This is a genomic window from Lactococcus garvieae (assembly GCF_016027715.1).
Lineage (GTDB): Bacteria > Bacillota > Bacilli > Lactobacillales > Streptococcaceae > Lactococcus > Lactococcus garvieae_A.
This window is the reverse complement of record NZ_CP065691.1, coordinates 1,611,440-1,623,878: the sequence shown is the minus strand read 5'-3', so window position 1 is coordinate 1,623,878 and position 12,439 is coordinate 1,611,440. Positions and strand designations below refer to the sequence as shown.

The 12,439-nt window shown below is 43.9% G+C and carries 1 protein-coding gene, 4 tRNA genes, 3 rRNA genes and 2 pseudogenes; all 10 read left to right on the top strand.

Features of this window, described 5'->3' with window-relative positions:
* Position 1 precedes the first annotated feature (1 nt).
* The 10 genes and pseudogenes from I6G50_RS08135 (at position 2) to I6G50_RS08095 (ending at position 12,429) form a co-directional block, all read left to right on the top strand.
* The gene (locus I6G50_RS08135; protein ID WP_003136058.1) at positions 2-1,852 is read left to right on the top strand and encodes a proline--tRNA ligase; all 1,851 of its coding nucleotides are present in this window, start codon (positions 2-4) and stop codon (positions 1,850-1,852) included.
* Positions 1,853-1,970: 118 nt separating this feature from the next.
* Positions 1,971-2,504 (top strand): annotated as a pseudogene (locus tag I6G50_RS10565) (PolC-type DNA polymerase III N-terminal domain-containing protein); the annotation flags it as partial.
* Positions 2,505-2,996: 492 nt separating this feature from the next.
* Positions 2,997-6,854, top strand: a pseudogene (locus I6G50_RS08130) (PolC-type DNA polymerase III); the annotation flags it as partial.
* Between the two features lie 310 nt (positions 6,855-7,164).
* Positions 7,165-8,713 (top strand): 16S ribosomal RNA (locus I6G50_RS08125).
* 110 nt (positions 8,714-8,823) lie between these two features.
* Positions 8,824-8,896: transfer RNA gene (locus I6G50_RS08120), tRNA-Ala, on the top strand.
* A 167-nt stretch (positions 8,897-9,063) separates the two neighbouring features.
* Positions 9,064-11,966 (top strand): 23S ribosomal RNA (locus tag I6G50_RS08115).
* 84 nt (positions 11,967-12,050) lie between these two features.
* Positions 12,051-12,166 (top strand): 5S ribosomal RNA (rrf, locus tag I6G50_RS08110).
* Together the 16S, 23S and 5S rRNA genes with 4 tRNA genes alongside form the textbook arrangement of a ribosomal RNA operon.
* Positions 12,167-12,170: 4 nt before the next feature.
* Positions 12,171-12,243, top strand: a tRNA-Val gene (locus I6G50_RS08105).
* Positions 12,244-12,245: 2 nt separating this feature from the next.
* Positions 12,246-12,318: transfer RNA gene (locus tag I6G50_RS08100), tRNA-Asp, on the top strand.
* Between the two features lie 38 nt (positions 12,319-12,356).
* Positions 12,357-12,429, top strand: a tRNA-Lys gene (locus I6G50_RS08095).
* Positions 12,430-12,439: the final 10 nt, after the last annotated feature.

Genomic DNA, 12,439 nt, shown 5'->3' with positions numbered 1-12,439 from the left:
TATGAAACAATCAAAAATGCTTATCCCAACACTTCGCGAAATGCCAAGTGATGCACAAGTTATCTCCCATGCTCTTTTAGTACGTGCAGGCTATGTGCGCCAAGTATCAGCGGGAATCTATGCTTATTTACCATTAGCAAATCGTGTGCTTGAAAAATTAAAGACAATCATGCGTGAGGAATTTGAAGAAATTGGGGCTGTAGAACTCTTGGCACCGGCTCTATTAACAGCGGATCTCTGGCGAGAATCTGGCCGTTACGATACTTATGGGGATGACCTCTACAAGCTTAAAAATAGAGATCACTCAGATTTTATCTTGGGCCCTACCCATGAAGAAACAATGACCGCTTTGGTGCGTGATGAAGTAACATCTTATAAAAAACTTCCTTTAAATGTTTATCAAATTCAATCAAAATATCGTGATGAAAAACGACCTCGTTATGGTTTACTCCGTGGTCGTGAATTTATCATGAAAGATGGTTATAGTTTCCATGCAGACTATGAAAGTCTTGATGAAACTTACAACGATTATAAACGTGCTTATGAAAACATTTTTAGACGAGCTGGCCTTGATTTCAAAGGCATTATTGGTGATGGGGGCGCGATGGGCGGTAAAGATAGTCAAGAATTTATGGCTATCACAGCAGATCGTACAGACCTTGAAAAATGGTTAGTGTTGGGAAATTCTATTGAATCCATTGATGAAATCCCTAATTCAGTTATTGAGCAAATCAAAGAAGAATTAAGTAAATGGTTAGTTGCTGGGGAAGACACTGTTGTCTATGCTGAAGGTGGCGACTATTCAGCCAACTTAGAAATGGCTACCAATAAATTTGAAAATATTGCCAGCTATACTGAAACGTTGGAACTTGAAAAAGTTGCAACTCCTAATGCCAAAACAATTGACGAAGTAGCAGAATTTTTGGGAGTGGACGTTGCGGAAACAATCAAAACACTCGTTTTCCGAGCTGATGAAGAATTAGTTGTCGTTCTTATGCATGGAAATGATGAACTCAATGAAGTTAAGCTACAAAATTATCTGGAGGCAAATGTTGTTGAGCCAGCTACAGAAGCAGATGTTGAAAGCTTAGCTGGAGCACATTTTGGTTCCCTTGGACCAATTGGACTTCAAGAAGTTAGAATTATTGCTGATCGTGAAGTTGAGCCTCTCAAAAATGCTGTTATTGGTGCAAATGAAGATGGTTTCCACTATCGTAATGCTAACCTTGGCCGTGATTTTGAAGTCTCAGAATTTGTTGATTTACGTACCGTAAATGAAGGCGAAATGTCACCAGATGGACGTGGAACACTTAAATTTGCCCGAGGTATCGAAATTGGTCATATCTTTAAGTTAGGTACACGTTATTCTGATTCAATGGGTGCGAATGTGCTTGACCAAAATGGCCGAGCTGTTCCTATGGTAATGGGCTGCTATGGTATTGGTGTAAGCCGTATGCTCTCTGCTATTCTTGAGCAGTTTGCTCGCATCTATGTAGAAAAAACACCACGTGAAGAGTACAAATTCAGCTGGTCAATCAATTTCCCTAAAGAATTGGCGCCATTTGACATCCACTTAGTCCCTGTCAATATAAAAGATGAAGAAGCGATGTCTGTAACTGCGGAGCTGGAAACAGCGCTCAGAGGCAAGGGTTATCAAGTACTTGTTGATGATCGTAATGAACGTGCAGGTGTCAAGTTTGCGGACAGCGATTTGATTGGTTTACCTGTTCGAGTGACTATTGGTAAAAAAGCAAGTGAAGGTATCGTCGAAGTTAAAATTCGTGCTACTGGTGAAGTCATTGAAATCAACAAAGAAGAGCTTGTGAATACTATTGAAATTCTGGCTAAATAATAAAAGTAAAAGTTTTTCACAAAAGAAAAGAGGAAAATATCCGTCGAATGAGACGGTTTTTTCTTTTTGATTTTGTTATAATTGAGGATAAAGAAAAATAGAGATATTCGGAGAAAACATGGAAAATCTTTTTGAAAAATTGATGGAACAGATAAAAATGCCAGGCCAAATTCGCGAATCGGCTCTTTTTTCCACCGCAGAAATCGAAAATGTAGAGGTTCACACTGAGCGTAAACTTTGGAAGTTCCAATTAAGATTTGAGGAAATTCTTCCTGTTGAACAATGGAAAGTCTTGTCAGGGCTAATTGAAACGGCTTTTTCAAATATCGCAGAAACAGAACTCTCAATAGAAGTAAATCAGCCAGAATTTAACGAGCAACTACTCAATGATTACTATCAAGTTGCTTTAACATTACCAGACTTAGCGGATACAGCTTTCGCTAATATCTTCAAAAAATACCATATCGAACAACGCGGCGTGCAGATAAATCTTCTTGTTGAAGATAATCCACAGTTGGATCATTTTGTAAAAAAAGATTTTCCGGTTTTAGAGGAAAAATTAAAGGCATTTGGCTTTGGTGAGCTTACTATACGCCCCGTGGTGGACGAAAAGCTCACACAGGAAAAACGTGAAGCGCACGAGCGAAAAGTTAATAATATGTTAGCGGCAGAGTCTGCATCACAACATCAAATCAGCGATTTGAAAAAAATGCGTTCTGATGAAGCAGCTACTAAAGCCGAAAAAACACCAGAAAAGATTGATACGGCTCTAGCAGAAGGAATTTCATTTGGACGTAAAATCAATGGCTCAAGTCCTGTAACTTCGATGAGTTTTATTGCTGGTGAAGGTAGTGGCGTTGTCTTTGAAGGTTATGTCTTTGAAGCGCAACACCGGGAATTTGGAAGCAGTAGTACAGGCAAAGTAAATCATGTTTTGGAGATAAAGATTGCGGATGAGACTTCTGTTTTTCAAGTCGTTAAATGGGGACGAAAAGATAATGAAATTTCGCAGTTTGATGCGATTGTTGAGAAAGTAAAAGCTGCTAATCTTAGTGAAGATGGCTCCATTCAGTTTGACCAAGGCATTTGGTTGCGCGTGCGTGGTAATATTGCGCATGATGTTTACAAAGATGATCTAGTCATGACAGCAAATGATGTGGTGGAAATTTCTAAGAAGGAAGATTGTAGCCGTATTGCTTCACAGATTAGTGCGGTAAAATCTGATAAAATTCAGATGGGTCGTGAAATCAAAAACTCTGAGCCAATTACACCGATGCGTTCAGTGAGTGAATTTTCAACTCATGGTTCGATTGTTTTTGAAGGATATATTTTTAAGAGCGAGCTACGTGAGATTAAATCACGCAAAACGGGAAGTATTAGTCACTTGCTTGAGATAGAGATGACCGACTATACGTCTAGTTTTTATATTTCAAAATGGGTTCGTGGTGATGAAGAAATAGCCACTGCAAAACAACTTACTGGACTTTGGGCCCGTGTCCGAGGCACTGTCCAACATGATGATTATAAAAAAGACCTTGTTTTGCAAATGAGTGATTTGCAAGAAATTCCGACCCAAAGAGTTCGGGAAGATAAAGCAGCAGCTGAAGATAAACGTGTCGAGTTTCACAGCCATACCAATATGTCTACGATGGATGCCATGCCACCTGCAAGTAAACTTGTGGCGCAAGCTGCCAAGTTTGGCCACAAAGCAATAGCGATTACCGACCATGCTGGACTTCAGGCCTATCCCGAAGCCCATCAAGCAGGGAAAAAGCACGGTGTCAAAATCATCTATGGCGTGGAGGCAAATCTTGTTGAAGACAAAATTCCAATTGTTTTTAACGAAGAAGATGTCGATATGTATGAGTCAACCTATGTGGTTTTTGACGTGGAAACGACAGGTTTGTCTGCCGTACATAATGATTTGATTCAAATTGCTGGGACAAAGATGCACAAAGGGAATCCTATTGCAGAATTTGACGAATTTATTAATCCTGGTTACCATATTAGCGAATTTACAACAGAATTAACGGGAATCACACAAGACCATTTGAAAAATACAAAACCTTTGTATGAAGTTTTAAAATCTTTTCAAGAGTTTTGCGAAGGAAGTATTTTGGTCGCACATAATGCAACCTTTGACGTTGGTTTCATGAATATAAACTATCAAAGAAACGGTCTGCCAATCATCAAACAGCCCGTCGTTGATACATTGGAGTTTGCACGTAACCTATATCCAGAAATGAAGCGTTTTGGTTTAGGACAACTGACGAAAAAATTTCAGATTGGTTTAGAGCACCATCACATGGCTAACTATGATGCAGAAGCTACCGGAAGACTTTTATTTGTCTTTCTCTATGAGGTTAGAGATCGTTATGGTTGGACCTCTCTTCTTGACTTAAATGATAAGCTTGTGGCGGAAGACTCGTATAAAAAAGTTCGCCCAAAACACATGACGCTCTATGCTCAAACGCAAGCAGGCCTGAAAAATCTGTTTAAGCTCGTAAGCTATTCAAATGTTAAATATTTGGCTGGTGTGCCACGTATTCCGCGCTCTGTCTTGCAAGAACACAGAGAAGGTATTATTGTTGGCTCAGGCTGCAAATCAGGTGAAGTTTTTGATGCGATAACGAACAAAACCTTTGAAGAAGCTTTGGAAGTTGCCAAGTTTTATGATTTTATCGAAGTCATGCCTCCTGCACTTTACCAGTCCTTAGTTGTTGGCGGTAATTTCAAGAGTGAGAAGGAATTGCACCAAACGCTAAAAGAATTGATTAAACTTGGTAAGACGTTAGATAAACCTGTGTTAGCCACAGGAGATGCACATTATCTTAACCCGGAAGATGCGATTAACCGTGAGATTATTATCCGTTCTCTTGGACAAGGGGCAGAAATAAACTGGAATCAAGGAAGAGGCGAACACGCCAAACCTTTGCCATTGCCTGAAGCGCATTTTCGCACGACCGATGAAATGCTAGAGGAATTTAGCTTTTTAGATGAAGCCACAGCGCGTGAAATTGTTATTACAAATACGCAGAAAATGGCAGATAGATTTGAAGAACTCACTCCCGTAAGAGATGATCTCTATACACCGAAGATGACTTTCGAAGGTGGAGAAAGTTCAGAAGAACGTATTACACGTTTAACTTACGAAAAGGCACATGAATGGTATGGGAACCCTTTGCCAGATATTGTTGACGCACGTTTGGAGAAAGAATTACGTTCAATTATTGGTAATGGTTTTTCTGTCGTTTATATCATCTCCCAAGAGCTTGTGCGTCGCTCCAATGATCGGGGTTATATAGTAGGTTCACGTGGTTCGGTAGGTTCATCACTCGTTGCGACGATGATTGGTATAACGGAAGTTAACCCACTTGCACCGCACTATCGCTGCCCTCAATGTCAGTATTTCGAGTGCTATGATGACGGAAGCTATGGTTCAGGATATGATATGCCTGATAAAGACTGTCCCAAATGTGACCATAAACTAGTAAAAGATGGACATGATATTCCTTTCGAAACTTTCCTTGGTTTCAAAGGGGACAAAGTTCCTGATATTGACTTGAACTTCTCAGGTGATGATCAACCGCTAGCCCACTTAGATGTTCGAGATATTTTCGGAGAAGACTATGCTTTCCGTGCCGGGACAATAGGTACGGTTGCCGAAAAAACGGCCTTTGGTTTTGTAAAAGGTTATGAGCGAGATTATAACCAGTTTTATAGCAATGCCGAAATTGATCGACTCGCTATGACATCCACCGGAGTAAAACGTACCACAGGACAGCATCCCGGGGGGATAATTGTAATTCCTAACTATATGGATGTTTATGATTTTACCCCGGTCCAATATCCCGCAGATGATGTTCGCGCAGAATGGCAAACGACTCACTTTGATTTCCATGCTATCCATGATAATATCCTGAAACTCGATATACTAGGGCATGATGACCCCACAATGATTCGAAAACTGCAAAGTTTATCCGGTATTGTGCCTCAAGATATCCCAATGGATGATGAAGAAGTGATGAAGTTATTTACAGGCACAGAATCCTTGGGGATTACAGAAGAACAACTTGGTGCCAAACTTGGCACGTTGGGTATTCCAGAGATGGGTACTTTCACCTCAATGAATATGATTGCGGAAGCTAAACCGAAGTCTTTTGCAGACTTATTACAAATTTCAGGACTGTCGCATGGCACGGACGTTTGGGCTGGAAATGCCCAAGAGTTGATTCGCTCTGGAATTGCGGACTTATCAAGTGTTATTGGCTGTCGTGATGATATCATGGTTTATCTTATTCACGCTGGTTTAGATGAGTCTATGGCTTTCAATATTATGGAGCGTGTCCGCAAAGGTATGTGGAGTAAGATTGGAGCAGAAGAAAGAGAGACTTATGTTAACGCGATGCGTGAACATGGTGTACCCGACTGGTATATTGAGTCCTGCTCTAAAATCAAATACATGTTTCCAAAGGCCCATGCTGCTGCCTACATTATGATGGCTCTACGGGTTGCTTACTTTAAGGTACATAAGCCCATCCTTTATTACTGTGCTTGGTTTTCCATCCGTGCTACAGCATTTGATGTCGCTACGATGGGTGCTGGACTTGAAGCAGTTAAAGCCAAAATGAAAGAAATCCGCGATAAAGGTTTTGACGCTACAAATACCGAAACAGCTTTGATGACAACATTAGAGCTTTGTAATGAAATGCTTGAGCGTGGCTATAAATTTGGCAAAATCGATCTTTATCGCAGTGAGGCAACAGAGTTTGTCATTGATGGCGACACACTTATCCCTCCATTCATTACAATGGATAGCCTGGGTGAGAATGTGGCCAAACAGCTTGTTGAAGCACGTAAAGATGGAGAATTCCTAAGTATTATGGAGCTTCGTAAACGTGGTGGGGTTTCTCAAACCGTTGTAGACAATATGAAATCAATGGGAATTCTAAATGGTATGCCAGAAGATAATCAATTAAGTCTCTTTGAAGACCTCTTTTAAGATAAAATAGTCCAAACAATCCAAAAGGATTGTTTTTTTTAGCGTTAAAGAAGCTGACAACGGCGGGGTTTTCCGAACGTAGGCGAAAAAAAAGGTAAAAATTCACAGTTTATTCTTGACAGCTGGGAGGTAGTTTGATAGAATATAATAGTTGTCGCGAGAGAGCACATCTCTTGAGAGAGCGATAGACCTTTGAAAACTGAATAAAGTAGAATGACTATATGCGAGAAGGGAACTTCTTGTATACCAACTGTCAATTCAATAATGAAAGACAAAACAAAAACACAGCCAGTTCATTTGTGAACTAAAATTAAATGAGAGTTTGATCCTGGCTCAGGACGAACGCTGGCGGCGTGCCTAATACATGCAAGTCGAGCGATGATTAGAGATAGCTTGCTATCTTTATGAAGAGCGGCGAACGGGTGAGTAACGCGTGGGAAATCTGCCGAGTAGCGGGGGACAACGTTTGGAAACGAACGCTAATACCGCATAACAATGAGGATCGCATGATTCTTATTTAAAAGAAGCAAATGCTTCACTACTTGATGATCCCGCGTTGTATTAGCTAGTTGGTAGTGTAAAGGACTACCAAGGCGATGATACATAGCCGACCTGAGAGGGTGATCGGCCACACTGGGACTGAGACACGGCCCAGACTCCTACGGGAGGCAGCAGTAGGGAATCTTCGGCAATGGGGGCAACCCTGACCGAGCAACGCCGCGTGAGTGAAGAAGGTTTTCGGATCGTAAAACTCTGTTGTTAGAGAAGAACGTTAAGTAGAGTGGAAAGTTACTTAAGTGACGGTATCTAACCAGAAAGGGACGGCTAACTACGTGCCAGCAGCCGCGGTAATACGTAGGTCCCAAGCGTTGTCCGGATTTATTGGGCGTAAAGCGAGCGCAGGTGGTTTCTTAAGTCTGATGTAAAAGGCAGTGGCTCAACCATTGTGTGCATTGGAAACTGGGAGACTTGAGTGCAGGAGAGGAGAGTGGAATTCCATGTGTAGCGGTGAAATGCGTAGATATATGGAGGAACACCGGAGGCGAAAGCGGCTCTCTGGCCTGTAACTGACACTGAGGCTCGAAAGCGTGGGGAGCAAACAGGATTAGATACCCTGGTAGTCCACGCCGTAAACGATGAGTGCTAGCTGTAGGGAGCTATAAGTTCTCTGTAGCGCAGCTAACGCATTAAGCACTCCGCCTGGGGAGTACGACCGCAAGGTTGAAACTCAAAGGAATTGACGGGGGCCCGCACAAGCGGTGGAGCATGTGGTTTAATTCGAAGCAACGCGAAGAACCTTACCAGGTCTTGACATACCAGTGCTATCCTTAGAGATAAGGAGTTCCTTCGGGACACTGGATACAGGTGGTGCATGGTTGTCGTCAGCTCGTGTCGTGAGATGTTGGGTTAAGTCCCGCAACGAGCGCAACCCTTATTACTAGTTGCCATCATTAAGTTGGGCACTCTAGTGAGACTGCCGGTGATAAACCGGAGGAAGGTGGGGATGACGTCAAATCATCATGCCCCTTATGACCTGGGCTACACACGTGCTACAATGGATGGTACAACGAGTCGCCAACCCGCGAGGGTGCGCTAATCTCTTAAAACCATTCTCAGTTCGGATTGCAGGCTGCAACTCGCCTGCATGAAGTCGGAATCGCTAGTAATCGCGGATCAGCACGCCGCGGTGAATACGTTCCCGGGCCTTGTACACACCGCCCGTCACACCACGGAAGTTGGGAGTACCCAAAGTAGGTTGCCTAACCGCAAGGAGGGCGCTTCCTAAGGTAAGACCGATGACTGGGGTGAAGTCGTAACAAGGTAGCCGTATCGGAAGGTGCGGCTGGATCACCTCCTTTCTAAGGAATATAAAAAAAGATGTTGTTCTACTTTATTCAGTTTTGAGGGGTCTATAAAGACCATACAAGCAGTCTTTTGATGCAAGATAGAGAAGATTGCGTTGAGAGAAGGGGCCTTAGCTCAGCTGGGAGAGCGCCTGCTTTGCACGCAGGAGGTCAGCGGTTCGATCCCGCTAGGCTCCATAAGATACGGAAGTATCTTGTCAACGAAGACGTAAAAATAGGAATTGATCATTGAAAACTAAATAACAATATCTTATAACGATAAATAAACCGAGAAATGTTTTAAACATTTCTGTAAAGCTGCGAATTATTTTAAATAGTTCGAAAAAACTTATACTTGTTTTAATGGCAAAGTTAATAAGGGCGCACGGTGGATGCCTTGGCATTAAGAGCCGAAGAAGGACGTGACTAACGACGATATTCTAGGGGGAGCAGTAAGTACGCATTGATCCCTAGGTCTCCGAATGGGGAAACCCACTATGTTATGCATAGTATCCGTAAGTGAATACATAGCTTACGTGAAGGTAACGCAGAGAACTGAAACATCTAAGTACCTGCAGGAAGAGAAAGTAAAAACGATTTCCTAAGTAGCGGCGAGCGAACGGGAAACAGGCCAAACCAAGAAGCTTGCTTCTTGGGGTTGTAGGACTGCAACGTGGACTTAAAGTTTATAGAAGAATTACCTGGGAAGGTAAGCCAAAGAGAGTAATAGCCTCGTATTTGAAATAGACTTTATACCTAGCAGTATCCTGAGTAGGGCTGGACACGCGAAATCCAGTTTGAATCCGGGAGGACCATCTCCCAAGCCTAAATACTCCTTAATGACCGATAGTGAACCAGTACCGTGAGGGAAAGGTGAAAAGAACCCCGGGAGGGGAGTGAAATAGCACCTGAAACCGTGTGCCTACAAGAAGTTCGAGCCCGTCAATGGGTGAGAGCGTGCCTTTTGTAGAATGAACCGGCGAGTTACGTTATGATGCGAGGTTAAGCTGAAGAGGCGGAGCCGTAGCGAAAGCGAGTCTGAATAGGGCGCTTTAGTATCATGATGTAGACCCGAAACCTAGTGACCTATCCATGAGCAGGTTGAAGGTGCGGTAAGACGCACTGGAGGACCGAACCAGGACACGTTGAAAAGTGTTTGGATGACTTGTGGATAGCGGAGAAATTCCAAACGAACTGGGAGATAGCTGGTTCTCTCCGAAATAGCTTTAGGGCTAGCGTCGCAATTTAAGTGTATTGGAGGTAGAGCACTGTTTGGATGAGGGGCCCATCTCGGGTTACCAATTTCAGATAAACTCCGAATGCTAATACACATGTGCGGCAGTCAGACTGCGAGTGCTAAGATCCGTAGTCGAAAGGGAAACAGCCCAGACCACCAGCTAAGGTCCCAAAATATATGTTAAGTGGAAAAGGATGTGGGGTTGCACAGACAACTAGGATGTTAGCTCAGAAGCAGCTATCATTCAAAGAGTGCGTAATAGCTCACTAGTCGAGTGACCCTGCGCCGAAAATGTACCGGGGCTAAACATATTACCGAAGCTGTGGATTTAATAATAATTAAATGGTAGGAGAGCGTTGTAATCAGCGATGAAGGTATACCGTGAGGGGTGCTGGAGCGATTACAAGTGAGAATGCCGGTATGAGTAGCGCAAGATAAGTGAGAATCTTATCCACCGTAAGACTAAGGTTTCCAGGGGAAGGCTCGTCCGCCCTGGGTTAGTCGGGACCTAAGGCGAGGCCGAAAGGCGTAGTCGATGGACAACAGGTTGATATTCCTGTACTAGTATTATAAGTGATGGAGGGACGCAGTAGGCTAAAGGGAGCCAGTTAATGGATTCTGGTCTAAGCAGTGAGGTGTGGAATGTGTCAAATGCATTTTCCTTTAACATTGAGCTGTGATGGGGAAGCAACTACGGTTGCGAAGCCCTTGATGTCACACTGCCAAGAAAATCTTCTAGCGTTTAATATAATACTACCCGTACCGCAAACCGACACAGGTAGTCGAGGCGAGTAGCCTCAGGTGATCGAGAGAACTCTCGTTAAGGAACTCGGCAAAATGACCCCGTAACTTCGGGAGAAGGGGTGCTGTACTATGTACAGCCGCAGTGAAAAGATCCAAGCAACTGTTTATCAAAAACACAGCTCTCTGCTAAACCGCAAGGTGATGTATAGGGGGTGACGCCTGCCCGGTGCTGGAAGGTTAAGAGGAGGGGTTAGACTTCGGTCGAAGCTCTGAATTGAAGCCCCAGTAAACGGCGGCCGTAACTATAACGGTCCTAAGGTAGCGAAATTCCTTGTCGGGTAAGTTCCGACCCGCACGAAAGGCGTAATGATTTGGATACTGTCTCAACGAGAGACTCGGTGAAATTTTAGTACCTGTGAAGATGCAGGTTACCCGCGACAGGACGGAAAGACCCCATGGAGCTTTACTGCAGATTGATATTGAGTACCTGTGAAGCATGTACAGGATAGGTAGGAGACTTTGACCTTGGGACGCTAGTTTCAAGTGAGTCGCTGTTGGGATACTACCCTTGCTTCATGGTTGCTCTAACCCACACGCATAATCGGCGTGGGAGACAGTGTCTGTCGGGCAGTTTGACTGGGGCGGTCGCCTCCTAAAGAGTAACGGAGGCGCCCAAAGGTTCCCTCAACATGGTTGGAAATCATGTGTAGAGTGTAAAGGTATAAGGGAGCTTGACTGCGAGAGCTACAACTCGAGCAGGTAGGAAACTAGGGCTTAGTGATCCGGTGGTACCGCATGGAAGGGCCATCGCTCAACGGATAAAAGCTACCCTGGGGATAACAGGCTTATCTCCCCCAAGAGTTCACATCGACGGGGAGGTTTGGCACCTCGATGTCGGCTCGTCGCATCCTGGGGCTGTAGTCGGTCCCAAGGGTTGGGCTGTTCGCCCATTAAAGCGGCACGCGAGCTGGGTTCAGAACGTCGTGAGACAGTTCGGTCCCTATCCGTCGCGGGCGTAGGAAATTTGAGAGGATCTGCCCTTAGTACGAGAGGACCGGGGTGGACTTACCGCTGGTGTACCAGTTGTTCCGCCAGGAGCACCGCTGGGTAGCTATGTAGGGAAGGGATAAGCGCTGAAAGCATCTAAGTGCGAAGCCCACCTCAAGATGAGATTTCCCATTCTTTATGAATTAAGAGCCCTGAGAGATGATCAGGTTGATAGGCTGGAAGTGGAAGTCCTGCGAGGGATGGAGCGGACCAGTACTAATAGCTCGAGGACTTTACCAAAGAATAGAACTTATGAGTTCAGCTTTACATATTTATTGTGAGATTGTTATTTAGTTTTGAGTGTTCAATACATTCAGACCATGATTTGGTATTCATTGCATAGGAGATACACCTGTTCCCATGTCGAACACAGAAGTTAAGTCCTATTACGCCGGAAGTAGTTGGGGGTTGCCCCCTGTGAGATATGGTAAATGCCAAGTGATTGGGAGTTTAGCTCAGCTGGGAGAGCATCTGCCTTACAAGCAGAGGGTCAGCGGTTCGATCCCGTTAACTCCCATAGGTTCCGTAGTGTAGCGGTTATCACGTCGCCCTGTCACGGCGAAGATCGCGGGTTCGATTCCCGTCGGAACCGTTTCAAGTAGAGATACTTGAAAGGAAATAGAAGAAATAGACTCGTTAGCTCAGTTGGTAGAGCATTTGACTTTTAATCAAAGGGTCGCTGGTTCGAGCCCAGCACGGGTCATACTTTAACA

Bases quoted from the DNA above. Each gene is read 5' to 3' on its own strand.
- I6G50_RS08135 (WP_003136058.1), top strand. From the start codon at position 2: ATGAAACAATCAAAAATGCTTATCCCAACACTTCGCGAAATGCCAAGT.